Origin of the sequence: Kurthia sibirica (assembly GCF_003143975.1) — a bacterium.
Classification (GTDB): Bacteria; Bacillota; Bacilli; order Bacillales_A; family Planococcaceae; genus Kurthia; species Kurthia sibirica.
In genome coordinates, this window is record NZ_QFVR01000021.1 from 1 (window position 1) to 25,946 (window position 25,946).

Annotated in this window: 27 protein-coding genes; 26 read left to right on the top strand and 1 reads right to left on the bottom strand. The window is 37.4% G+C overall.

Annotated elements, in window-relative coordinates:
* Window positions 1-226 precede the first annotated feature (226 nt).
* On the bottom strand, window positions 227-1,204 hold the full coding sequence (locus tag DEX24_RS13220; protein WP_109306890.1) for an asparaginase: 978 nt from the start codon (window positions 1,202-1,204) through the stop codon (window positions 227-229).
* A gap of 70 nt (window positions 1,205-1,274) precedes the next feature.
* Between DEX24_RS13220 and prsW the strand changes: the two genes are divergently transcribed.
* The 26 genes from prsW to DEX24_RS13350 all read left to right on the top strand — a co-directional run bounded on the left by prsW (window position 1,275) and on the right by DEX24_RS13350 (window position 25,933).
* On the top strand, window positions 1,275-1,961 hold the full coding sequence (gene prsW / locus DEX24_RS13225) for a glutamic-type intramembrane protease PrsW (protein ID WP_109306891.1): 687 nt from the start codon (window positions 1,275-1,277) through the stop codon (window positions 1,959-1,961).
* Window positions 1,962-2,109: 148 nt separating this feature from the next.
* Window positions 2,110-2,766 (top strand): flagellar brake protein, encoded by a 657-nt coding sequence (locus tag DEX24_RS13230; RefSeq protein WP_109306892.1) that lies wholly within the window; start codon window positions 2,110-2,112, stop codon window positions 2,764-2,766.
* A 147-nt stretch (window positions 2,767-2,913) separates the two neighbouring features.
* Complete coding sequence (cmk, locus tag DEX24_RS13235) at window positions 2,914-3,588, top strand: (d)CMP kinase (protein WP_109306893.1); 675 nt, start codon at window positions 2,914-2,916, stop codon at window positions 3,586-3,588.
* Between the two features lies 1 nt (window position 3,589).
* Window positions 3,590-4,186, top strand: coding sequence for a lysophospholipid acyltransferase family protein (locus tag DEX24_RS13240; RefSeq protein WP_109306894.1), 597 nt, complete (start codon window positions 3,590-3,592; stop codon window positions 4,184-4,186).
* Between the two features lie 73 nt (window positions 4,187-4,259).
* Window positions 4,260-5,441 carry a 30S ribosomal protein S1 gene (gene rpsA / locus DEX24_RS13245; protein ID WP_109306895.1) on the top strand — a complete coding sequence of 394 codons (1,182 nt, stop codon included), beginning with the start codon at window positions 4,260-4,262 and terminating at the stop codon, window positions 5,439-5,441.
* A 917-nt stretch (window positions 5,442-6,358) separates the two neighbouring features.
* Window positions 6,359-7,669: a ribosome biogenesis GTPase Der gene (gene der, locus DEX24_RS13250; protein ID WP_109306896.1), complete on the top strand. Its 1,311-nt coding sequence runs from the start codon at window positions 6,359-6,361 to the stop codon at window positions 7,667-7,669.
* A 24-nt stretch (window positions 7,670-7,693) separates the two neighbouring features.
* Complete coding sequence (locus tag DEX24_RS13255) at window positions 7,694-8,713, top strand: NAD(P)H-dependent glycerol-3-phosphate dehydrogenase (RefSeq protein ID WP_109306897.1); 1,020 nt, start codon at window positions 7,694-7,696, stop codon at window positions 8,711-8,713.
* Between the two features lie 736 nt (window positions 8,714-9,449).
* The gene (locus DEX24_RS13260; protein WP_246131533.1) at window positions 9,450-9,665 is read left to right on the top strand and encodes a DUF2768 domain-containing protein; all 216 of its coding nucleotides are present in this window, start codon (window positions 9,450-9,452) and stop codon (window positions 9,663-9,665) included.
* Window positions 9,666-9,688: 23 nt separating this feature from the next.
* Window positions 9,689-10,411 (top strand): hypothetical protein, encoded by a 723-nt coding sequence (locus tag DEX24_RS13265; protein WP_109306898.1) that lies wholly within the window; start codon window positions 9,689-9,691, stop codon window positions 10,409-10,411.
* A gap of 900 nt (window positions 10,412-11,311) precedes the next feature.
* On the top strand, window positions 11,312-11,584 hold the full coding sequence (locus tag DEX24_RS13270) for an HU family DNA-binding protein (protein ID WP_109306899.1): 273 nt from the start codon (window positions 11,312-11,314) through the stop codon (window positions 11,582-11,584).
* A 158-nt stretch (window positions 11,585-11,742) separates the two neighbouring features.
* On the top strand, window positions 11,743-12,327 hold the full coding sequence (folE, locus tag DEX24_RS13275) for a GTP cyclohydrolase I FolE (RefSeq protein ID WP_281288206.1): 585 nt from the start codon (window positions 11,743-11,745) through the stop codon (window positions 12,325-12,327).
* Window positions 12,328-12,388: 61 nt separating this feature from the next.
* Entirely contained in the window at window positions 12,389-12,610 is a 222-nt protein-coding gene (gene mtrB, locus DEX24_RS13280) for a trp RNA-binding attenuation protein MtrB (protein ID WP_109306900.1), read from the top strand.
* A 72-nt stretch (window positions 12,611-12,682) separates the two neighbouring features.
* Complete coding sequence (locus DEX24_RS13285) at window positions 12,683-13,462, top strand: heptaprenyl diphosphate synthase component 1 (protein ID WP_109306901.1); 780 nt, start codon at window positions 12,683-12,685, stop codon at window positions 13,460-13,462.
* Window positions 13,463-13,465: 3 nt separating this feature from the next.
* Window positions 13,466-14,179, top strand: coding sequence for a demethylmenaquinone methyltransferase (locus DEX24_RS13290; protein WP_109306902.1), 714 nt, complete (start codon window positions 13,466-13,468; stop codon window positions 14,177-14,179).
* A 20-nt stretch (window positions 14,180-14,199) separates the two neighbouring features.
* The gene (gene hepT / locus DEX24_RS13295; protein WP_186819630.1) at window positions 14,200-15,174 is read left to right on the top strand and encodes a heptaprenyl diphosphate synthase component II; all 975 of its coding nucleotides are present in this window, start codon (window positions 14,200-14,202) and stop codon (window positions 15,172-15,174) included.
* Window positions 15,175-15,274: 100 nt separating this feature from the next.
* The gene (ndk, locus tag DEX24_RS13300) at window positions 15,275-15,682 is read left to right on the top strand and encodes a nucleoside-diphosphate kinase (RefSeq protein ID WP_109306903.1); all 408 of its coding nucleotides are present in this window, start codon (window positions 15,275-15,277) and stop codon (window positions 15,680-15,682) included.
* Between the two features lie 337 nt (window positions 15,683-16,019).
* Window positions 16,020-16,139, top strand: coding sequence for a transposase (locus tag DEX24_RS17875; protein WP_428841353.1), 120 nt, complete (start codon window positions 16,020-16,022; stop codon window positions 16,137-16,139).
* Window positions 16,140-16,429: 290 nt separating this feature from the next.
* The gene (locus DEX24_RS13310; RefSeq protein ID WP_109306905.1) at window positions 16,430-17,203 is read left to right on the top strand and encodes a CheR family methyltransferase; all 774 of its coding nucleotides are present in this window, start codon (window positions 16,430-16,432) and stop codon (window positions 17,201-17,203) included.
* A 173-nt stretch (window positions 17,204-17,376) separates the two neighbouring features.
* Entirely contained in the window at window positions 17,377-18,558 is a 1,182-nt protein-coding gene (aroC, locus tag DEX24_RS13315; protein WP_109306906.1) for a chorismate synthase, read from the top strand.
* Between the two features lie 2 nt (window positions 18,559-18,560).
* Window positions 18,561-19,634: a 3-dehydroquinate synthase gene (aroB, locus tag DEX24_RS13320; RefSeq protein ID WP_109306907.1), complete on the top strand. Its 1,074-nt coding sequence runs from the start codon at window positions 18,561-18,563 to the stop codon at window positions 19,632-19,634.
* Between the two features lie 29 nt (window positions 19,635-19,663).
* The gene (gene aroH, locus DEX24_RS13325) at window positions 19,664-20,026 is read left to right on the top strand and encodes a chorismate mutase (protein ID WP_109306908.1); all 363 of its coding nucleotides are present in this window, start codon (window positions 19,664-19,666) and stop codon (window positions 20,024-20,026) included.
* A 30-nt stretch (window positions 20,027-20,056) separates the two neighbouring features.
* On the top strand, window positions 20,057-21,157 hold the full coding sequence (gene hisC / locus DEX24_RS13330; protein ID WP_109306909.1) for a histidinol-phosphate transaminase: 1,101 nt from the start codon (window positions 20,057-20,059) through the stop codon (window positions 21,155-21,157).
* Complete coding sequence (locus DEX24_RS13335; protein ID WP_109306910.1) at window positions 21,154-22,251, top strand: prephenate dehydrogenase; 1,098 nt, start codon at window positions 21,154-21,156, stop codon at window positions 22,249-22,251. Before hisC ends, DEX24_RS13335 begins: the two co-directional genes overlap by 4 nt.
* Window positions 22,252-22,263: 12 nt before the next feature.
* Window positions 22,264-23,556 carry a 3-phosphoshikimate 1-carboxyvinyltransferase gene (aroA, locus tag DEX24_RS13340; protein WP_109306911.1) on the top strand — a complete coding sequence of 431 codons (1,293 nt, stop codon included), beginning with the start codon at window positions 22,264-22,266 and terminating at the stop codon, window positions 23,554-23,556.
* Window positions 23,557-24,071: 515 nt separating this feature from the next.
* On the top strand, window positions 24,072-25,331 hold the full coding sequence (locus DEX24_RS13345; protein ID WP_109306912.1) for a tetratricopeptide repeat protein: 1,260 nt from the start codon (window positions 24,072-24,074) through the stop codon (window positions 25,329-25,331).
* A 56-nt stretch (window positions 25,332-25,387) separates the two neighbouring features.
* Complete coding sequence (locus tag DEX24_RS13350) at window positions 25,388-25,933, top strand: ReoY family proteolytic degradation factor (RefSeq protein WP_109306913.1); 546 nt, start codon at window positions 25,388-25,390, stop codon at window positions 25,931-25,933.
* Window positions 25,934-25,946 lie beyond the last annotated feature (13 nt).

Below are 25,946 nucleotides of genomic sequence, written 5' to 3' on the forward strand. Positions count from 1 at the left end.
AAATGAAAAAGAGTAAGAAATAGACAATGAAATAAGGCACTTTCTGTTCAAATCGAACAGAAAGTGCCTTATTTTTATCTAAAAAATCAACTCGTCATAAAAAACGTAAGTTTTTCAGTGCCCTCCCATTAAATTGGGTATTATTTCAATACCCAATTTAATGGAGGTGTTTTAGTTTGTCTTATCTTTTTAGGTCGGTTGTAGTACTTTTTTCTATGGTCTTTGTTTAATTAGAGTGGAAAAATGCTGGTAAATCAATGGAGCAATCAACTTGATTTAACGCGACTAATAGTTTTAATCGTGCTTTTTGTCCATTGATACCTGTTGTATAAATGGCGCCGAGATCTTCGAGCATTTTCCCGCCACCGACATAGCCATAAACACCTTGTGCGATACCATTAAAGCAACGAGAAACTACTACGACAGGTATACCATTAGCGAGTAGTTTTTTGATACCTGGTACGATGCTCGGTGGTACATTCCCTTGACCAAGCCCTTCAATTACAACGCCATCATAGTCTGCAAGGCTTATTGCCTCAACGATATCGGCATCCATACCAGCATATGTTTTTAACATCGCGACACGCTTAGTTAGTTGTTGTACCTCGACATATTCACGGAAAATAGCTGAATGGTGAAAGTGGATAGTAGAGACTGTTATTAAACCGATTGGACCATATTGTGGTGATTGAAAAGTCGCGACGTTACTCGTTGATGTTTTTGTCACATTAGCAGCGGCATGAATTTCATCATTCATCACGACAAGAACGCCTTGTCCATGTGCCTTATCTTCGGAAGCGACCCGTATAGCTGCGACTAAATTATATATACCATCTGAACCGAGTTCATTTGAAGAGCGCATAGCCCCCGTTAAAATAATGGGGATAGATGTATTCAAAGTGAGTTCTAAAAAATAGGCTGTTTCCTCCAATGTATCGGTACCATGTGTAATCACCACACCATCAAATGTATTATGATCAAGCGTATTCATAATGATCGTTCTCAGTTGTAACATATGATCAGGCGTCATATGTGGGGAGGGGAGATTGAAGGCATCTATTTCCGTCGTATTTGCGAATTTTTGCAATTTTTCACTTTCCCTTGTCAACGGATTGATGTCATCGGGTACAACAGCACCTGTTTCTTCGTTCACATGCATGGAGATTGTGCCGCCTGTATGGATGATTAAAATATTTTTTTTCATGATTACCCTCCTATAATTGCTAAGGAACAAAGTGTTATAATTAACCTACTAAACCGAGGGGAGTTTTGTCATGATCGTATTATTAACCGTAGCAATTGCTCCTGGTTTAGCTCTTTTTAGTTTTTTCTATCTACGGAATCAGATGAAAACAGAGCCGCGTAAAACACTGCTACAAACATTCATCTATGGGGCAATTTTAACATTTCCTATCATGTTTTTACAGTATGTTTTTAAGGAAGAGCAAGTTTTTACACATCCAATTATTCAAGAGGTTTTTTTTACAGGAATAATTGAAGAATTTTTTAAATGGCTAATTTTATTACTTGTATTATTTAATAATGTTGAATTTGATGATCCATATGATGGCGTCCTTTATGGTGCAGCGATTTCATTGGGATTTGCCACTGTTGAAAATATATTTTACCTCATGTCTTACGGTGTGCATACTGCGTTTTTGCGCGCTATTTTACCGGTATCGAGCCATGCGTTATTTGGTGTTGTAATGGGTTATTATCTCGGTCGGGCCAAATTCGACGTGTCCTCGTCTAGCATACGCTTCAAAAGTTTAGCGCTTCTTGCACCTTTAACTTTACATATCGTTTATAATTTAATCTTTATTTCACAAAAACATTGGGTCTATATTATGATTCCATTTATGTTATTCCTTTGGTGGTTTAGTCTGAAAAAAGTTAAAACAGCTCATATGGCTTTAGTGGAACTAATCGTAAATAAAAATAAAGATTCACCTTATAGATAGTACTTTTTGATTAGTATTGATAAAATAGAAATAATTATTACCATTTTTTTGAGTCTTATTGTTGATTTATGAGAATTATTTCTGTAGCAAAAGATACGAAAAAATGTAATAATATAGTTATAATTTTGATTGCGTAGGAGAGAAAAATATGGAGATAAAGCTAGGAACAAACCTTATACTACAACCTTATGATGAAGAAACGGATGACAGGTTTAAATGTAAGGTCGTCGATCAACGTGATCAAGTCATCCTAATTGACTATCCGATCAATACTGCATCTCATCGTACCGCTTTTTTGATGGAAGGTACACGTTTCCGCGCATCGTTTATTGATGATCAAAAAATTGCCTATTCTTTTAGAACGCATGTAACGGGTCGTGAAAAAGGGAATATCCCTATGATTATGTTATCGATACCAGCTGAAGATCAATTCGAAAAAATTCAGCGTAGAGAGTATGTGCGTGTGATGACGCCAGTTGATGTAGCAGTGTTAAAAAATAATAGCTATGAACAAGTTGTAGCGGAAGATATTAGTGCTGGCGGTTTAGCTATTATGTGCAATGATGCCAAAAAATACAAAGAAAATGAAGTCATCGAAATTATGATTGCTTTGCCTTTTGAAAATCGTGAAGAAGGCGTACGTTATGTAGAAACGACTGCGCAAGTTATTCGTATTATAGAACGTGATGGTACGTATGTTATACCATTGAAATTTACAGAAACAGATGAAATAGACAAGCAGTTGATTATTCGTTTTTGTTTTGAACGCCAACTGTTAATTAGGAAAAAAGAGTCTACAATTTAATTTTTAAAAAGACGTTTAATAGAGAATTTAACAGTAGCATTTTGCATGATTTTTTCGTGCAAAATGTCTTTTTTGTAGATGATAGAAACGAGCGGTGTAGTGCTCAATATGGTATAATGGTTGGGAAGAAAGAAAGGATTGAAGAACTTGGTTAACAATATTCAAATCGCAATTGATGGGCCAGCTGGAGCAGGTAAAAGTACAATTGCTAAAATTGCAGCTGAAAAATTAGGATTCACATATATAGACACTGGTGCGATGTATCGTGCTCTAACTTTGAAAGCCTTGAAAGAAAATATAGATTTATCAAGTGAAGCGCAAGTAACAGCTTTACTTGAAGAAAGCTCGATCGAGTTAAAACCTTCTCAGCAAGGTCAACTCGTGTTTCTGGATGGTGTTGATGTGTCGCAGGAGATTCGTTCAAATGAAGTGACTAATAATGTCTCGAAAGTAGCAGCGCATGCAGCTATGCGAGCAATAATGGTCGAACTTCAATATGCTATGGCTGCTAAAGGTGGCGTGATTATGGATGGTCGAGATATCGGCACAGCGGTATTACCTAAGGCTGAGCTTAAAATCTTTATGTCTGCAACAGTAGATGAAAGAGCAAGAAGAAGATATGAAGATAATAAACAACGTGGTATTAACTCTTCATATGAAGCGTTAAAAGAAGAAATTGCACTGCGTGATAAGATGGACAGTGAGCGTGAGGCTTCGCCATTAGTCCAGGCTACAGATGCAGTTTTTGTTGATACTACGGAGTTAAACATAGAACAGGCTGCTGACGAAATCTTGAAGCTGGCGAGTGAAAGGATGGCATAATATGGACTTTTATCATTTTGCAAAATCCCTTGTTAACACGGCACTAAAGCCACTATATAGAATGGATATTATCGGTAAAGAGCACTTTCCAAAAGAGGGCGGCGTACTGTTATGTTCCAATCATATCCACGAATTGGACCCACCAATGGTAGGTATTACTTCGCCAAGGCCAGTAAATTTCATGGCCAAAGAAGAATTGTTTAACATGCCTGTTTTAAAGGGTATATTACCGAAAGTACATGCGTTTCCAGTAAAACGCGGATTTAGTGATCGACAAGCCCTACGTACAGCTGTCAATCTTTTAAAAGATGGACAGGTAGTTGGTTTATTCCCCGAAGGCACTAGAAATCGTACTGGTACGCTAGGTAAAGGTTTTTCAGGGGCAGGTTTTTTTGCATTACGTGGCAATGCGGTTGTCGTACCGTGTGCGATTATCGGACCTTATAAAGCTTTTAAACGCTTAAAGGTTGTTTATGGAGAACCAATTGATATGGAACCATATCGTGAACGAAAAGCAAAGCCTGAAGAAGTAACTGAAGTGATTATGGCTCATATACAACTTCTGTTAGATGAACATCACCCTGATAATAAAAAGTAAATCGGAAGGGTCATTTCATCTATTGCTTTGTTTCTACTAAAATGCAGGTAACTGATGCGAAGGAGGATTACATATGTCTGAAGAGATAAATGTTAATGGAGTACCGGAAATTCATGAAGGTGATGTTGTGAAAGCAACAGTTGAATCAGTGGAAGATAACCGTGTTATTGTCTCAATCCCTAATGCAAAATACGATGGAATCATTCCAATTAGTGAGCTATCTAGTTTACATGTTGAAAAAGCGTCTGATGTAGTATCAGTAGGTGATCAGTTTGATGTCATTGTGACGAAAATTGAGGAACCAGCTGAAGATGCCGTTGACAACACGGGAAACTACGTATTATCAAAACGCCAAATTGATGCACAAATAGCTTGGAAACAGCTAGAGCAACAATTTGCAGATGGTACGATTATCGAAGCCGAGGTGAAGGACGTCGTAAAAGGCGGACTTGTTGTTAATTTAGGTGTAAGAGGTTTCGTACCAGCATCGCTAGTGGAAGACCATTTCGTAGAATCCTTTGAAGATTATAAAGGAACGATGATTACGTTTAAAATTGTCGAGATGGATCAAGAAAAAAATCGTTTAATTTTGTCTCATCGAGCTGTTGTTCAAGAAGAAAAAGAATTGCAAAAGAGTGAAGTTATCAAAACGATTCAAGCTGGAGATATTATCGAAGGAACCGTTCAAAGAATTGCAACATTTGGTGCTTTTGTAGACCTTGGGGGAGTGGACGGCTTAGTCCATATTTCACAAATCGCACATGAGCATGTTGAAAATGTATCGAGCGTACTAAAAGAAGGACAAAAGGTTAATGTTAAAGTACTGTCTGTTGACCCTTCAGAAGAAAGAATTTCGTTATCGATTAAAGACACATTAGCCGGTCCGTGGGAAAACATCGAAGAAAAAGCGCCTAAAGGGGCAATCTTAAAAGGAACGGTACGTCGTCTCGTTACTTTTGGTGCTTTTGTGGAAATTCTACCAGGTATTGAAGGACTCGTGCATATTTCTCAAATATCACATAAGCATATCAATACACCTCACGAAGTACTACAAGAGGGGCAAGAAATTGAAGCGAAGGTACTTGAAGTTAACGAAGATGAAAAACGTATTGCTTTAAGTATAAAAGCTTTAGTGGAAGAAGAAGACTCAGGAGAAAATGTGACTGACTATGAACTTCCTGAACAGGAAAATGGCTTTTCATTCGGTGATTTACTTGGTGACAAGCTAAAAGATTTTAAATCTGATTCTAAATAAAAAATTTAAAAGACAGGTGCTTCCTCAGACCTGTCTTTTTTGTTCTCTCAACTCTATACGTCAGGTTTAAAAGGGTGACTGCATAAGCGCATAAGTAAAATCGAGTCAACCGGTAAGTAAATCAGGCTAACCGGTAAGTAAATCAGGTCAAGCGGTAAGTAAATCAGGTCAACCGGTAAGTAAATCAGGCTAACCGGTAAGTAAATCAGGTCAAGCGGTAAGTAAATCAAGTCAACCGGTAAGTAACACCTGTATAAGTTAAAAATATAACTTTTAAATCAAACATTCATCATGGTCCGCGCGAAAAAATCGCATGATCACGAAGACTGATGCCGCGAGTAAGGGAGTAATCGATCTTCGATGAAGCAACCCACAGCTACTCCATGGTCCGCGCGAAAAAATCGCATGATCACGAAGACTGTCGCCGCGAGTAAGGGAGTAATTCAAGCTAGTTAGGCTAAGCGGTAAGTAAATCGAGTCAAGCGGTAAGTAAATCGAGTCAAGCGGTAAGTAAATCGAGTCAAGCGGTAAGTAAAGCGGGTCAAGCGGTAAGTAAATCAGGCTAACCGGTAAGTAAAGCGGGTCAAGCGGTAAGTAAATCGGGTCAAGCGGTAAGTAACGCCTGCTTACGACAAATGTCTAACTTTAAAAGCGCATAAAGAGAGATTGGTCGTTATAGAAGCGTTGGTCGCAATTAGAGAAGATCTTATCGTGAAGTAGCTGAAGATGCTTAAATTTGTCGAATAAAGTCAAAATAACTTTATTTAAAGTGGATAAATGACGGTTTTTCTTTTCTTTATGACCTATTTTTGATAAAATGAAGATACTATAAACAATGAGTTGTTAGGTGATGGCGACCCCATCATCTTTTTTATTGTATAATAAGTAATAAATTGAAGTTGGAAGGATGAATTTTTATGCCGAAACCGGTTTTAGCAATCGTCGGCCGTCCAAATGTCGGTAAATCGACTATTTTTAATAGAATTGTTGGAGAACGCGTATCTATCGTTGAAGATATTCCAGGCGTAACACGCGACCGTATCTACAGTTCAGCGGATTGGTTAACACACGAATTTAATATTATTGATACTGGCGGTATCGATATGGGCGATGAGCCATTTTTAGAACAAATCCGTCAACAAGCAGAAATTGCAATTGATGAAGCAGATGTAATTATTTTCATGACGAATGGTCGTGAAGGCGTAACGACAGCTGATGAACAAGTTGCACGTATTTTATACAAAACAAAAAAACCTGTAGTTCTTGCAGTAAATAAAATTGATAATCCAGATATGCGCGAAATGATGTATGATTTCTATTCATTAGGTTTTGGTGATCCATTCCCAATCTCTGGTTCTCATGGTTTAGGACTTGGGGATTTATTAGATGAAGCAGCGAAGCATTTCCCAGATACAGAGGATATTGATTATGGTGAAGGGGTTATTAAGTTTTCACTAATCGGCCGTCCAAATGTTGGTAAATCTTCATTAGTAAATGCATTCTTAGGTGACGAACGCGTTATCGTAAGTGATGTTGCAGGTACTACACGCGATGCAATCGATTCACCATATACTTTTGAAGATCAAGAGTATGTCATTATCGATACTGCTGGTATGCGTAAAAAAGGTAAAGTGTATGAATCAACAGAAAAATACAGTGTTCTTCGCGCATTACGAGGCATTGAACGTTCTGATGTTGTTCTTGTGATCATCAATGGTGAAGAAGGCATTCAAGAGCAAGATAAAAAAATTGCTGGCTATGCTCACCAAGCAGGTAAAGGTGTCATCCTTGTTATGAACAAGTGGGATGCTGTTATTAAAGATGAAAAAACAATGAATGAAAAAACGAAAGAAATCCGTGAGAATTTCCAATTCTTAGATTATGCTCCGATTTTATTCACTTCAGCTACAACAGGTAAACGTGTGCACAATTTACTTCCTGTAATAAATAGAGTATTTGATAACCACGCAATGCGTATTCAGTCATCTATTCTAAATGAAGTAATTTCTGATGCCGTTGCTCGTAACCCAGCTCCAACTGATAAGGGTAGAAGATTACGTATTTATTATGCGACACAGGTAGCGATTAAACCACCTACATTTGTTGTCTTTGTAAATGAACCGGAACTTATGCACTTTTCGTATGAACGTTTCTTAGAAAACCGTATTCGTGATACATTCGAATTTGAAGGTACACCAATCCGTATTATAACTAGAGCACGCGACTAATTAGCGTTGAAGGGGGATTTTGCTATGAGGAAAGTTACTGTATTTGGAGCCGGTTCGTGGGGAACAGCGCTAGCTACTGTCCTTGCCGAAAATGGTCACGACACACTAATTTGGTCACATAGAGAAAACCAAGCTGACGAAATTAATAATCAGCACACGAACGAAAAATATTTACCAGGAACGGTTTTACCATTGACACTAAAATCGACATCTAATATGGCACAAGCTGTAGAACATGCTGAAATCGTTGTTATGGCTGTACCAACTACTGGTATCCGTGAAACATGTCAAAAAATGATGCTTACTTTAAATAAGAAGTTGATTTATGTTCATGTTTCTAAAGGGATTGAACCAGATTCATTAATTCGTATTTCACAAATAATGGCGGAGGAATTGGCATCTGAATATGTTGAGAGCATTGTTGCATTATCTGGCCCAAGCCATGCTGAGGAAGTTGTGAAGCATCATCCGACAACAGTAGCAGCATCTTCACCAGATTTAGAAGCAGCAAAAGTTGTTCAAGATTTATTTATGAATCAATATTTCCGTGTTTACACGAATGAAGATATTTTAGGCGTAGAACTTGGTGGTGCATTGAAAAATGTAATTGCCTTAGCAGCAGGTGTATCGGATGGTATCGGATACGGTGACAATGCCAAAGCCGCATTAATTACACGTGGCTTAGCTGAAATCACACGACTTGGTGTTAAAATGGGTGCTAACCCGCTAACTTTTATGGGCTTAGCTGGTATGGGGGATTTAATCGTGACATGTACATCAGTTCATTCACGCAATTGGAGAGCCGGTAATCTATTAGGTAAAGGTTTAAAACTTCCTGAAGTGCTTGAACAAATGGGAATGGTTGTTGAGGGTGTTCGTACGACGAAGGCAGCTCACCAACTGGCAGCTAAATACGATGTCGCCATGCCGATTACGGAAGTACTCTATTCAGTATTATTTGAAGAAAAGTCTCCAAAAGAAGGCGTAGAGAAATTAATGCTTCGTGTGAAGAAAACAGAAATGGATGCACACTACGATAATTAACGCGTAAATACAATCTATTTCATTTAGCCTCACTGTCACAATTATTTGTGATGGTGGGGCTTTTTTTCATTTAGCCCAGATGTACACCAACTTCTTTATACTTTAATGTTATTAATTCCTTCTAAAAAACCATTTGAATAACCACAAGCGAAACGATTCCAACCTATTTTCACTTCATTTATACGCACTTTTCACCTGAGAGGATAGCGCGAACGGTAACGATTTAGTGAATCTGTACTTTTTTCTGTCTCTTTTTAGGTATATTCATCATGATTAAAAGAAATGGCGAGGACTCCTGCCGAAAAACAAGTAGGAAAGCTTTCGCTATTTCTATTTTTCTAAAACATGAATTGTTTTAATACCCCAACATATATAATAGAACCAAAAATAAAAGGTATATAACTTTGGACTTTCACAGGGAATGTATCAAGATAAGGGAAATGACAAATACAGTTATATGCTAATGGCTGATGCATAATTTTTTGCGACAAAGATGGCTTATCTACAGAGCCTGAGGCGACAGCAGTGACCCGGCGAATAATACAATAACAGAAATGAAGACAATACTTGGAAACTATTTTTCAACATCAAAATATGGAAAGAAACCTCAGGAGGACGCCATTTTAATTGACATTATTTCTCTCTTTATTATTACAAGAGATGGTAATATACCCACCTCTTGTTTTTTATGCTATAATTTCCCTATAATAATGATGAAAGGTGGTTGACCGATTAAGTGAATCAGTTCGTATTATCAGCCGCGATTTCACCGATGAATATGATGTGGATATCCTTTTATTCTATGGGGTTTATGGCATTGTCAATGGCATTGATGTATATAAGTCGTCATAAAATTTCCAATGGCATCATCAGCGGTGTAATAGCGCTCATAGCCTATAGCTTTTTATTGATTGGATTTCTAACGATGATATTCGTTATATTTACATGGTAACTATACATAAAAGAGGGATACGTATGAAAAAATGGATTACTACAATAGTTGTTCTGTGTTTTACCGTAATCATTGCAGGCTGCTCCACATCACCAGAAGTGACAAGAGAGCGTATAACAGCAGATGAGGTTAACTTAACGTATATACAAAAAGCAGTCGATGAATACCGAGAGAAAACGGGTGGATTACTACCGATAAAAAATAAGGACCAGGTTGTCGACAAATATATTAAATATCCAATTGACTTTGAAAAATTAACACGTGATCATTATATCGATGTATTGCCGAATAATTCTTTTGAAAAAGGTGGTATTTATCAGTATGTCATTTGGCATGCGGAGAGTAAAAATCCTGTTGTGAAGTTAATTGATTTGCAACAAGCAGAGATTATTCGTGATCTTGTATTGAAGAAAACAGCGAATGGTTTTGTACCAATTGGTGAGCATATTATCGGAAATTACTACTATTTTAACTATAAAAAAATGGGCTATAAATCGCAACCTGTCGTAAAAAGCCCATATTCTAACGTGAATTTACCGATTATATTGAAGGGGACGGGTGAATTTTTCGTCGATTATTCTATAGATTTACAAAAAATAGTGACAGAAAAAAAACCGATTTTGAAAAAAAATCAGGATATTCGCTTTTTATTAGAAGAAAAACATCCGATTTTACCAGCCTATTCAACAAAATATATCGTCAATTCTGCTGGTGATGTAGAAATTTACGATGATTTTAAAAAATAAATAAAGTTTTTTATTCATATTTCCATTGGAAATATGAATTTTTTTTTGAAAAAAAGGCGTATAAAATTTGTAGTAAATATTGTATAGTTCATATTTACTATGATAGAGATTTCCAAAAAAATACCTTTCCAATCTTTAGGGAATTTTTTTAAAAAGTGATTGTTACTTTACAAATGAGATGTGAAACTTAAAAAAAAGTGTGTTTTCATCAGTGAATAAAAAAGTCAAAAAAACGATATTATGACGTATTATTGCATAATCATTCGTCTTTATTGTAGTCGAAATAAGTCGTTTTGGAAGAAAGGAATACTATATAAATAATTAGTAAATGGGGCTTTGTAGAAAAAAAGGAGAGGGATCTAGAGAAAAAAAGACACGATTAACGATAAAATTATGATTATTTTACTTGAAAAAGAAGATTTTTCTAGCGAAAATAAATATTTTCTTAAAATGTGTTTAAAATAGTGAAAGAAAGGAAATCTATATGATGTGAACGGAAAAATGTGGCAAATGTTGTTGTGACAACGTTTAGATGGTAAGACTAAAATAATTTATACATTATTCGTATAAACATGAATTGTGAGATTGTTTATATATTCATATTTCATCATTTTAGTATGCAGCTCATATACATAACTTGTCTCACTTCATATTTCCGAATTACTTACTAATTTCAAATAAACCCCATCTTCCACTTGTGTGAAAGACCATGATATAGCGCTATTGTTGATAGAGCAGCTTTATAGGAAATAGGTCTAAGTAACTAAAAAAATCATTCAAGGATAAAAGTTGCTTAAAGTTGGTAAAAGAAGTATAAATATTATTGCATAGTAAATAGGGTTTGTGATAATCTTTTCACATGGTTTCAACACAAGCCCCCATTGAGAGGAGGTGAATGGTATGAACAAAACAGAACTAGTAAACTCAGTTGCAGTAGCTGCAGAACTTTCAAAAAAAGACGCTTCTAAAGCAGTTGAATCTGTATTTGAAACAATTCAAGCTGCTCTTGCAAAAGGTGATAAAGTACAATTAATCGGTTTTGGTAACTTTGAAGTTCGTGAACGCGCTGCTCGTAAAGGTCGCAACCCACAAACAGGTAAAGAAATCCAAATCGCTGCAAGTAAAGTACCTGCTTTTAAACCAGGTAAAGCACTTAAAGATGCAGTGAAATAATTGCATTGGCAGTACATAAGAGCAGTTAATCTTCGGATTAACTGCTCTTTTTGCGTATAAAAAAGTCAGATATAAAAGGCATTCATGCTTTGCTTACAGGGCCGTATATGCTAACATCTAACATAGAAATGGATAGCAAACAATGGAGGATACATACAGTGACTAAAACAAATACGCAAGCAGTTGACATAGAAAAAATTCAAGAGGCAGTAAAAATGATTTTAGAGGCAGTTGGCGAGGATCCATCTCGTGAAGGGTTGCTTGATACACCTAAACGCGTTTCGAAAATGTATGCGGAAATGTTCGAAGGCTTACATATGGACCCGAGAGACTATTTTGAAACAGTTTTTCACGAAGGCCATAATGAGGTTGTACTCGTGAAGGATATTCCTTTCTTCTCCATGTGTGAGCATCACCTCGTACCGTTTTATGGTAAAGCACATATTGCGTATATTCCCCAAGATGGCGTTGTAGCGGGTTTGAGCAAATTGGCACGCACAGTAGAAACGGTTGCTAAAAGACCTCAGTTACAAGAGCGTATTACAACAACAGTCGCTAATACAATGATGGAAATGCTTAAACCACAAGGTGTTTATGTCGTGATTGAAGCAGAGCATATGTGTATGACAATGCGTGGAATCAAAAAGCCGGGTGCTAAAACGATTACGACTGTGGCAAAAGGTATTTTTGAAAATGACGATGTGAAACGCAATGAAATATTATCATTCATTCAAATGCCTTAATTTTAAGGTGTATTTATGCTATTATAGAATGAGCAAATTCGAATGATGGGGGAACTGTCTTATGTCACAAAATGATTTTATTGTTATTAAAGCTGAAGAGGATGGCGTTCATGTAATTGGTTTAACTAGAGGGGACGATACGAAGTTTCACCACTCTGAAAAACTAGACAAGGGCGAAGTCATGATTGCGCAATTTACAGAGCACACATCCGCTATGAAAATTCGTGGCAAAGCAATGATTCAATCAGCGAATGGTACTGTTCAAAGCGATTCAAAAAAATAGTAATTAAACGATTAAATCAGTATGATAGATTGATAAAGGATATACATCAGGAATTGATTGGAGATTTTTTTTATGAATGCAGCTAAAACCGAGCTACTCGTAACGGAATTAAAAGATGAAATTTATAGCAAATTACATCATAGAACACTCCAAGAGTACGCAGGTCAACCGATTATTTGGGAGGATCAATTGTTTTATTTGTTACTGCCAAATTTTAATGGCGGGCAATGGACAGCACATCACCAGGTCGCTGCCTCTTGTGTAGCAATGATTCAAACAGCCCTGACGACACATGACCTTGTAATGGAGCATAATGCCACAACGAAAGCACAGCAGTTAACTGTGCTTGCTGGGGACTATTATAGTGGCATGTATTATGCAACGCTTGCTAGCTTACCAAATATCCAGCTCGTGCAAGCATTATCTACGGCCGTAGCGGATATTAGCGAAAGAAAAACAGCGCTATATGAGCCAAATGATAAAACCTTTTCTAAGTGGCTTGAACAATTTGAAGTGATTGTTAGTAAGGCAGTTGAACAATTTTACCATCATTTTAATTTTGGGTCATATACGCCATTGATGAAAAAAGGAATGCTTATAGGACGTTTATTTGATGAATTAAAAGCACTTGAAAATAATAGCTCTACTATTCGCTTTGATGACATCACCAGTGACGAACCGCTAAGTAACGAGCAAGTAATTGCCAAGATTCATCATGTGATTCAACAAGAAGCAACATGTTATACGACACAAATTCATGCTTCAAGTCTATTATCAGATGAATTAAAAATAGTAATGCTTAGTCGAGTTGAAGCACTCATTAGTGAACAACAATTGACGAGAGAAGGTTAATAAATGGCACCACAACAACAATCAAAAGAAGAACGTGTACATGAAGTATTCGAGAATATATCAGGTAGCTATGACAAAATGAATTCAGTCATCAGTTTCCAAATGCATAAAACATGGCGCAAGGATACGATGGAGCGCATGGCAATTAAAAAAGGTTCCAAAGCACTCGATGTCTGTTGCGGTACGGCAGATTGGACAATCGCGTTGGCAGAAGCAGTCGGTAAAGATGGTCACGCTACGGGATTGGATTTTAGTCAAAATATGCTGAATGTCGGCATTGAAAAAACAAAAGATATGCCCAATGTAGAGCTTCTGCAAGGTAATGCAATGGCGCTACCTTTTGAAGATAATAGCTTTGACTACGTAACAATTGGTTTTGGTTTGAGAAATGTGCCAGACTATATGCAAGTATTACGCGAAATGAATCGTGTTGCAAAACCAGGTGCAACCATCGTATGTTTAGAAACTTCACAATCTGAAATACCAGGTTATCGTCAACTATTCAAATTTTATTTTAAATTTATTATGCCGATTTTTGGTAAATTATTTGCCAAGAGTTATAAGGAATATTCATGGCTACAAGAGTCAGCAGATGGCTTCCCCGGCATGAAAGAATTAAAGCGTATGTTTGAACAAGCGGGTATGGAAAAAGTAAGTTATAAAGCATATAGTGGTGGAGCAGCAGCGACACATATAGGCTTTAAAAAAGAAAACTAGGTGGGAGAAGGTTTATTCACGTGGAAAAGATGAAGCTAAAGATGCTCTACTCAGGTTTGAAAACTGAAATTGACATCATCGAAAGAGAATTAGAAACAGCGCTGAATTCGTCTTCACACTTTTTGAATGAAGCTTCTTTGCATCTTTTAAAAGCTGGGGGAAAAAGAATTCGCCCAGTTTTTGTTTTGCTCGCAGCAAAATTTGGACAGTATGATATTCAGCGTATAAAAAATGTGGCTGTGCCATTGGAACTTATCCATATGGCATCACTCGTCCATGATGATGTTATTGATGATTCTGACCTACGCAGAGGAAGACCAACCGTAAAGGCGCAATTTAATAATCGTATAGCGATGTATGATGGCGATTTTATTTTTGCGCGAGCGCTCGACTATATGACGAATATAGAAACGCCTCAAGCACATAAGGTGCTCTCGAATACAATGGTGGAAATCTGCGTCGGAGAAATTATTCAAATTGAAGATAAAAAAATAGTCGATCAAACGATTCGTGATTATTTCCGTAGAATTAAGCGTAAAACAGCTGTATTAATCTCTTCTAGCTGTGAGCTTGGCGCTATTGCGGCTGGCGCACCAGAAGATGTGACACGTCGTCTGAGTCGCTTTGGTTACTATGTTGGTATGTCATTCCAAATAATCGATGATATTTTAGATTTCACTGCAACGGATAAACAACTTGGTAAACCAGCCGGCAGTGATCTCATGCAAGGCAATGTCACACTACCCGCCTTATACGCTTTGGAAGACCCAATGATTCGTCCACTAATAGAACAAACAATTAATGGACCAATCACAGAAGAGCAGCGTCAACAACTTTTAAAAGCGATCCGTAAATCATCAGCTATAAAGCGTGCGGGTGATTTGAGTGATCAATATTTAGCAAAAGCGTTAAAAGAAGTAGAACGTTTACCTGACAATCCAGTGAAAAAGTCACTCGTAGATATTGCCTTATTCATGGGGAAACGTAAATTTTAACATAATATGTACAGAATTAGTTGTACTTTAAAGCCGTCTAATGATAAAATTTTACGGTAGGTATAAAACCTGTAGATAATTTTAAGGAGTGTTTTTAATAATGGCTATCCAACAAACATTTTTAATGGTTAAACCAGACGGCGTTGAACGTCAACTTGTAGGTGATATCGTAGATCGTTTCGAACGTCGCGGTTTCGTTTTAAAAGAAGCTAAACTAATGACAATTTCAGAAGATCTTGCTAAAAATCACTATGCAGAACACGCTGAGCGTCCATTCTTCGGTGAATTAGTAGAATTCATCACTTCTGGTCCAGTATTCGCAATGGTATGGGAAGGCGAGAACGTTATCGCTTTATCACGCCTTATGATGGGTGCTACTAACCCAGCTGAGTCTGCTCCAGGAACAATTCGCGGAGATTACGCTACTACTGTAGCTGAAAACATCATCCACGGTTCTGATTCTTTAGCATCTGCTGAACGTGAAATTGGATTATTTTTCGGTAAATAATTTCTAATTTCTTACAAAGCATTCCACTAATCATTTCGATGATTTGTGCGAATGCTTTTTTTTTAAGGTTCTGTTATATATGTTGGGTGGGGTATCGAAATAATTCATGTTTTAGACATTTAAAAATTGCGAAAGCTTTCCTATAAATCATCTCTATTCAAATCAATTGCTGATACAAAAACACATGAAGCGATTGATGTCTTGCCGAATCCTCGAAAAAACACGACCAAACATTACGTGCAAATATTCGATGATCAAGTAGAAATCATTGTAATGGATAGGAATCAGCGTTTTAAAACAGCCATATGAAATGCAGTGAAAATAGGCTACCATCCCAATATTTAATCAAGTGGTTAAAACGATGAAGAATGGGCAAACCGAGATTTTAAATCGTTTTGCTTGTGGTTATTCAAATCGCTTTTCAGAAGGAATTAATAACAAAACGACATGCATATGACTATAAACGATTGGATCGATTTAGAGTGAAAATCTTATTCATATTAACGCATAAATAAGTTGGTTTGCATGTGGGCTAAATGAAATTAAAAATTCAATTTCATTCACCCCACTATTCGATACAGAGCTTTTTAGGGTGATATCATGTAGATAAATGCCTGAATTATCTTTATTTAGTGATAAATGTATGACATGAAGCCGATTGATAACGCTTTCTTCATGTAAAGGCTATTTCGTAATAATGAGAATTCCTATATAATAGGAGTATGAATAGTGAGAGGGGCAAGGTAAGTGGCTGATTATGAAATTTTCGTTGATCGTGTGAAAAAGAAGACTGGGATTGATTTAGCCCTCTATAAAGAAGCTCAAATGAAAAGACGTTTAACTTCGTTATATGAAAAAAAAGGTTTTGCAAACTTCGTTGATTTTTATTCGGAAATGGATAAAAATAGAGAATTGATGGATGAATTTTTAGATAGAATGACTATCAATGTATCTGAATTTTATCGGAATGGTAAACGTTGGGATGTTTTAGATAAGAAAATATTTCCAAGATTGCTACAATCAACTTCAAGATTAAAAGTATGGAGTGCTGCTTGTTCAACGGGGGAAGAGCCATATTCACTTGCAATGGTACTCTCTAAGCATATTGCATTAGCTCAAGTTACTATTCAAGCGACTGATTTAGATGATAATGCTCTAGCAAAAGCAAAAGCAGCTGTCTATCCAGAACGTTCGTTAGCGGAAGTTCCAGCAGATGTGAAGTCAAAATATTTTGAAGAAGAGGGCTCATTTTTTAAAGTGCAACCTGCTATAAAAAAAGCAGTCAATTTCTCTAAACATAATTTATTAAAAGATACATATGATCGCAATTTTGATTTAATTGTCTGCCGCAATGTGATGATCTACTTTACTGAAGAAGCCAAAGAACAAATTTATACGAATTTTAGTAAGGCATTAAAACCAGGTGGCGTATTATTTGTTGGTAGTACAGAACAAATTTTTAACCCAGCAAAATATGATTTTGAAGTAGAAGATACCTTCTTCTACCGTAAAAAAGGGTAGTAATTAAAAAAGAACGCTTTTCGCATTATACGTGAAAGGCGATTTTTTATAATGAAATATAAATTCTAAAAACATGAAAAAATCAGTTAATTAAAAAATTCACTGAATTTTTTTCACAGATATGTTATAGTGAAAAACATATACTTTAGCGAGTTGAAGGGAGAAAGCGAAAAATGCGATACTTAACAGCAGGCGAGTCACACGGACCGCAGCTAACGACAATTATTGAGGGACTTCCTTCTTTGTTACCGATAACTGCAGAACAAATTAATCATGAACTAAAAAGAAGACAAGGTGGTCACGGACGAGGTCGCCGCATGCAAATAGAAACAGATACCGTAGAAATTACTTCCGGTGTAAGACATGGTAAAACATTGGGATCACCAATAGCTATGGTTGTGACAAATGATGATTGGACACATTGGACAAAAATAATGGGAGCAGAACCTCTACCAGAAGATGTTGATCCAAATGATATTAAACGTCAAATTTCGCGTCCACGACCTGGTCACGCGGATTTGGTTGGTGGTATGAAATATGGTCATCGCGATTTACGAAACGTCTTAGAACGTTCCTCAGCTCGTGAAACAACGGTGCGTGTAGCTGTTGGGGCTGTAGCAAAGGTATTATTACAAGAATTAGGCATTACGATTGTGGCACATGTTGTTGAAATTGGCGGGGTTGTTGCCGATCCAACTTCCACGGCAGGTAAAACGCCAGACGAGCTACGTGCAATTATTGAAGCAGATGCTGTTTACTGTGCTGATCCAATTGCCTCTAAAAAAATGGTGACATTAATCGATGAAACGAAAAAAGCAGGAGATACTCTAGGCGGTGTAGTAGAAGTAATCGTTGAAGGAATGCCTCCTGGTGTGGGTTCATATGTTCATTATGATCGCAAATTGGATGGCAAATTAGCGCAAGCAATGCTCAGTATCAATGCTTTCAAAGGTGTAGAGTTTGGTATTGGTTTTGATGCAGCACATGTACCAGGTTCGCAAGTGCATGATGAGATCATCTGGGATGAAGAACATGGTTACACACGCAAAACGAATCGCTTAGGTGGTTTAGAAGGTGGAATGTCAACAGGCATGCCAATTGTCGTTCGTGGTGTCATGAAACCAATCCCTACATTGTATAAACCGCTACAAAGTGTTGATATTGATACGAAAGAACCGTTTAAAGCAACTGTTGAACGCTCAGACCCGTCAGCAGTTCCAGCAGCATCTGTTGTAGCAGAACATGCCATTGCTTTTGAAATTGCTAAAGCGATTTTAGAACAATACCATGCAGACCAATTTCCACAATTAAAGCAACAAATAGATGAAATCAAACAATACGCGAAGGAGTTTTAATGATGAGAATTCCAGTCGCAACACCTTCTCATAACTATGACGTTGTTATTGGCGCACATCATATAACAACTGCTTTGTATGACTTGCAAGATAAAATTGATGAAGCAGATCAGTTAATCGTCTTTACCGACGAAAATGTTTGGGCATTACATGCCAAACACTTCACGGAAGCTTTTCCTTTTGATTTTACCGTGCATATTCTACAAGCGGGTGAAGCATGTAAAACTTTTGACAGTTATTTTGCAGCACAAACGTTTTTATTGCAGCAAAAGTGTACAAGAAAATCGATGCTCTTTGCTTTTGGTGGTGGTGCAGTAGGTGATTTAACTGGTTATGTTGCAGCTACTTTTATGCGCGGTATACCTTTCGTTCAAATTCCCACGACCATATTAGCACATGATTCAGCTGTTGGTGGTAAAACAGCTATCAATCATCCATTGGGTAAAAATATGATCGGTGCATTTTATCAACCGCAGGCCGTTATTTATGATGTTGACTTTTTAGCAACATTGCCAGAGAAGGAAGTTCGTTCAGGAATGGCGGAAGCGATCAAACATGCACTGATTTCGGATGAACAATGGTTGCAACAATTGATGAAGCAGGATATTACGCATTTAGATACGGCCATTTTAGCTGATTATTTGCAACGAGGCATTCGCGTTAAAGCAGCGATTGTAGCAGCAGACGAAGAAGAACATTCCGTACGAAAATACTTGAATTTTGGTCATACGTATGGTCATGCAATCGAAGCGGCTTCTGGTTTCGGTAAAGTAGCACATGGTGAAGCGGTAATGATTGGTATGGTATACGCGCTATTACTAAGTGAAAAATATGGTGATTTGACACGTCAATTCACGCTGGATTTCCTACAGTTTGCACAGGCGAATGGCTATGTTTTTGAGCCGGTCAGTCATTTTAGTTTTGATGATTTACTCCCGTTTCTTTTAAAGGATAAAAAGGCGGAGTATGGCGTTTTACAATTTGTCTTATTAACAAAGGTAGGCATACCCTATGTACAAAAAATATCCGTGGAAGAATGTCGTGAAGTAGACGCAATTCTTCGTACAATTATTTAAATCAAATCGGCTATTTGGAGGTGTCTTTTATGATACGAGGAATGAGAGGTGCAACGACAATCACATCAAATGATGGGGAGTTAGTTGCGACGGCTACAACACAATTATTAGCAGAAATAATCGCACGTAATAATATTACAGCAGATCGCGTATCCTCTGTAATTATTACAACCACACCGGATATTACATCGGCATTTCCAGCTAAATCTGTTCGTACTTATGAGGGGTGGAATTATGTCCCTGTCATGTGTATGCATGAAATGAATGTGACAAATGCACTGCCATTATGTATTCGTTTATTGGTGAATGTTGAAACATCTGTAAAGCAGCAAGAAATTGTTCATGTTTATCTACATGAGGCGATGAAATTACGACCTGATTTAATTAAATAATACATGCAAGAAGGAAGAGGCGACTGTAGGATGAAGTGGAAAGAATCAGTAAAAGGATTAAAGGCATATCAGCCTGGAAAATCAATCGACGCGGTTAAAAAAGAATTCGGTTTGGATGAAATTGTGAAGCTTGCTTCCAATGAAAATCCATTAGGTTGTTCGCCAAAAGTTACGGCTTATTTACAGCAGTTAACGACAAATTTTGCATTGTATCCTGATGGCTATGCAACAGCTATGCGCGAAGCAACAGCAAAACATCTTGGTGTGGAAAACAACGAATTAATCTTTGGTAACGGTTCAGATGAACTGATTAGCATCATCACGCGCGCTTTACTACAGCCAGGTACGAATACTGTCATGGCTACACCAACCTTCTCACAATATAAATTAAATGCGATGATCGAAGGTGCAGAAGTACGTGAAATTCCATTAAAAGAACGCGCACATGATTTGGATGCGATGCTTGCAGCAATTGATGAGCATACAGCGGTCCTCTGGATTTGTAGTCCAAATAATCCAACTGGTGGAATCGTAGAGGATGCGCCATTACAACAGTTTCTAGCACAGGTACCAAGCGATATTTTAGTAGTATTAGATGAAGCTTATTTTGAATATATTTCACATGATCAACATGTCGATACAATATCATTATTAAAAGAATATAATAATATTATTATTTTAAGAACATTTTCTAAAGCATACGGTCTTGCTGCGTTCCGCGTAGGTTATGGAATTGCAAATGCTGATTTGATTGCAAAATTAGATCCAGTTCGTGGGCCTTTTAACAATACGGTATTAAGCCAAAGTATCATACCCGTTGCTTTAGCAGATCAACAGTATCTTGCTAAATGTCGTGAGGTAAACGCGCAGGGAAAAAAACAATACATCGACTTCTGTCAAAAACATCACTTGGATTTTTACCCAAGTGACACAAACTTTATTTTATTTGAAGTGAAAATGGACAGCGATCTCGTATTCCAAGAATTAATGTCACGCGGTTATATTATTCGTAGCGGTAATGCATTAGGTGTTCCTTCGTATATTCGTGTCACAATTGGGACAGAGCAACAAAACACAGGCTTACTCGCACAGCTTGAAGCAGTCATGACAACATATGGAGTATTCGTTTGAAAAATCGAGTACTCGTTGTCGGACTTGGTTTAATTGGAGGGTCTATTGCACTTGCACTTCAAAAATCACCTGACAACGAAATAATCGGCTTTGATGCCAACGCCGATACTTTACAAAGTGCGAAAGTGTTAGGGGTAATTCATGAAGTTGCGAGCTCTCCCGGGGACATCATGCCGACAATTGACATCGTTATTTTTGCAACGCCGGTCAACGCGACGCTTCAATGGATGGACCAATTAAAAACATGGATTACAAAACCATCACTTATTGTTACTGATACAGGAAGCACGAAAAAACTCATAATGGATAAAGCATTGGAACTGAAGGAATGGGGGATTACCTTCATAGGTGGTCATCCGATGGCTGGTTCTCATAAAAGTGGCGTATTAGCAGCAAAACCTATTCTTTTTGAGAATGCGTATTATATGCTAACACCGTTACAAGGGACATCGTTACAACCAGTTGAAGAGTTGAAAAAACTTCTACAATTAACGAGTGCAAAATTGATGGTTATTGATGCCGTAGAGCATGATCAAATGACGTCAGTTGTTAGTCACTTTCCCCATATCGTGGCAGCATCCCTCGTGCATCAGCTAGCCAATGAAAATGAGGACCATCCATTTACCAAACGTTTAGCAGCAGGCGGTTTTCGAGATATTACACGAATTGCTAGTTCAAATCCGACCATGTGGACAGATATTACGATGCAAAATCGTCAGCAAATTACGCAACAATTAGAAAATTGGCAGGTAGAAATGATGCGTGTAAAAAAAATAGTACAAACAGGTACTAAAGAAGATATTCAACAATTTTTTGCGCAAGCGAAAAGTTATAGAGATGAATTACCTTCAACTTCTGGTGCATTATTTACAACATATGATTTATATATTGATGTACCTGATTATCCTGGTAGTATTGCTGAAATTACAGGTTACTTTGCTGAAGAACAAATTAGTATTACCAATATTCGTATCGTAGAGACACGCGAGGATATTTTTGGTATTCTTGTCGTCAGTTTCACTTCAATTGGCGATCGTCAACGAGCTGCTGAATGTATCCGCAGTCGTAGTCCCTACGAATTTTATATTTCATAAGGAGTGAGTTGTATGGTCAATAAATCGATTGCGTTACACAATAAAGTATTAAAGGGTACGATTACTGTTCCCGGCGATAAATCGGTATCACATCGTTCAATTATGTTTGGTAGTATTGCGCGAGGAATCACAACGGTCAGTGGTTTTCTACCTGGTGAAGATTGCTTACGTACGATTGAAGCGTTCAAACAACTGGGTGTTAACATCGAACAAAATGGCTCGAATATTCGAATAGAAAGTGATGGTATGGATGCTTGGAAGGAACCGGAAGATATTTTATACATGGGAAATTCAGGTACGACGACGCGTTTAATGTTAGGTTTATTGGCTGGTTCGAAAGTACATGCCGTGCTGAGTGGGGATGCTTCTATAGCAAAACGACCAATGAAACGTGTTATTTTACCATTGCGCGATATGAAGGCGCACATAACAGGGCGTCAAGATGGTCAATTTGCGCCTTTAGCGGTAAAGGGTAGCGAGTTACAAGCTATTGACTACACGATGCCTGTAGCGAGCGCACAGGTCAAATCAGCCATACTATTAGCTGCTTTAAATGCTAACGGTACGACAGTTGTCCGGGAACAACATGCGACACGTAACCATACTGAATTAATGATGAAACAGTTTGGCGTCAACATCGATGTTGCTGATTTAGTTATTTCACTACAGGGTGGACAAAAATTAACGAGTTGCCATGTGGAAGTGCCAGGAGATCTATCATCAGCTGCGTTTTTCCTTGTAGCAACAGCCATTGCTAAAAATAGTGAAGTAGTTCTTGAAAACGTAGGATTAAATTCCACACGCACAGGAATTCTTGATGTCCTTCAAGCGATGAATGCTGATATGACAATTGAGCCATATGAAAGTGATGCTGTGGAAAAAGCGGGTAAAATAACCATACGTAGTTCTTCGCTACAAGGGACAGTAATTGGAGGCGATATCATACCACGCCTTATCGATGAAATTCCAATTATTGCTTTATTAGCAACGCAAGCACATGGTACAACAATTATAAAAGATGCGGAAGAACTAAAAGTAAAAGAAACGAATCGGATCGATGCCGTCGTTGATGAACTTAAAAAACTGGGTGCCACTATTACGGCAACCGAAGACGGTATGATTATTGAAGGACCTACAACATTAACTGGCGCAGCGTTACGCACGTATGGTGACCATCGTATTGGCATGATGAATGTTATTGCCTCATTGGTGACGACAGGGACCATTGTAATTGATGATGCTGATTGTATTGCCGTATCATACCCCACTTTTTTTGAGGATATCGCAATATTAACAACAAAATAATCTACAAATACTCGAGATAAAACAAACGAATCGCTATGTCAGCAATAAATGCATGATCGGTTTGAGCAAGAAAAAATGATGCTTCTAGAAATAAAGTAAGTTGAAATCTAAATAAAATGAAAAACGTGTAGGATGTTGTACTGCACTCCAATTAGTAGGTCTATCTAATTGGAGTGCAGTTTTTTCTATGTTACCAGTCATAACGCAAGAAAAATGATGAGCTGTTTGTAGGTACGTAGAAGATAGAGCAAGCTTTATACAGCCAAATATTAACAAAACACACTATATTAAAGGATGCAATCTTCCTTGAAATCACAACTATTATTCGTATAGTTGCACAACCAATCGCCCTTCAACTATATAAAATAATGAGTAAAATGCCTCGAAGTAATTTTGCACAGCCAACTATTTGACAACGAGCCATAATATATCGATTTTATAAGCGTTTTTTCTTGTTAAACGCTTATATGTCATGTAGCATTATGAATGAAATAATAAAAGAAATAGGTGGATGAATGATGGATATCCAACAGAAGATGATTGATGCGATTCAACAAGGTGATTTAGAGACAATCCATGCATTAATGGAAGAATTTAAATTAGCCGTTGATCCTGACATGCAATATGAAGTAGCAGGTTATTTTACCAATCTTGGTTTTGTAAGTGAGGCGGCTGATTTGCTGGAACATTTACAATTTATATTCCCGGATGAAGTTCAAATAAAAATTGATCGTGCCACTTTATTGATGGACGCGAACAATGAAGACGAAGCATTGAATATTTTTATGTCTATTCCAAAAGATGCTGAAGAATACCCACAAGTATTGCTAGCATTAGCGGACTATTATCAAATGCAAGGTTTGTATGAAGTGGCTGAAAAGCATATTAATGAAGCAATCGATCTATTGCCAGATGAACCGCTGCTATTATTTGCGAAAGCAGAGTTATTGATGGAAATGGGACGTTTTTCGAGCGCAGCGAGATTATACGATACATTGTACAAAAAACAAGAAGAAATTGCAGGGATACGTCTAGTAGAACGTCTTGCTGAAGTGCATCGTGCGGGTGCATCGTATGAAGAAAGTTATCATCATTATTTAGAAGCATTAAAAGTAAATACGTCACCAGATTTACTGTTTGGTGCAGCATATAGCGCTTTCCAATTAGAAATGTTTGAAGCGTCTATTCGCCATGCAGAAGATCTTCGTGCTCTTGACCCAGATTATTTCGCAGGCTATTTACTACTAGCACAAAGCTATGACATGCTTGAAGATATAAATAAAGCTTTAGAAGTTATTAAAGAGGGTATAAAACGAGATGAGTATGATAAAGAGTTGTATCTCTTCGCAGGGAAGATGGCCATTAAAAACAACTTACCTGAGGAAGCAGAGCAGCTTTTAAGAGAAGCGGTTGCACTGGATCCAGAATATATGGAGGCGGTGTTGACGTTGATCTCACTACTCTCACAAGACGAACGAGATGAAGAAGTTATCGAAATTATTGAGGGCCTACACCGAGATGATTTTGAATGGACTACTTTGTCGACATTTGCAGCCGTAGCTTACGATCGTTTAGAAATTTTCGATAAGGCAAACGAACATTATGAACATGCTTTTGAAGATTATAAAGAGGATCCTGAGTTTCTTGAGAAATACGTCTATTTCTTAATTGAAGACGGCAAGCGTGATAAAGCTTCAACTGTGCTCAATATACTACAAAAATTACAACCAGACGAGCCACAATGGATTGACTTGCAACAAAGCTTCGACGCTTAGACGATTTGCCCATTCAAGCGAGTGATTTAAACATTACTTACTAAAGGAGGGTTAAAATGAAAACATCAGTAACAAATTTGGAAAAAAAGACATTTGTAAGGTGGTTTCTAAAGCGTTATGATATGAAGAGAAGAGAATGTGTGTGGATTTTAAATTATATCGTCGGTCATGATGATCTTTTAGAACGAATTCACTTTGTAGAAGAAGCTCATTTTTGCCCTAGAGCAATGGTGATGTCGACTACTGACTCCTCTGGTATACCGTTTAGATTTTATAAAGGAAATATTATGACTGCAGATGCAGAAAAATCTTTCCATGATTTGCGCCTTCACCCCGATGAAGATATGTATATCCAATTGAATTTTCCAAAACTCCCTCCAACACCGTCTTACTTAGCCGTTCTTGAAGACAATCCACATATTCCGAAATATTTACAGAGCAATGTGGAGGATCGAGAAGTGGCTGAACAACTGTTGGAAGCAAGTATGCAGGAATTCCATGAAGAATTACTTATGAAGCAAATTGATACCGCGCTCGACACGGGCGATAAAGAACAATTTTTGATACTATCGCAAAAACTGCAAGAAATTCAACGTAAATAATTCACTATAGAAA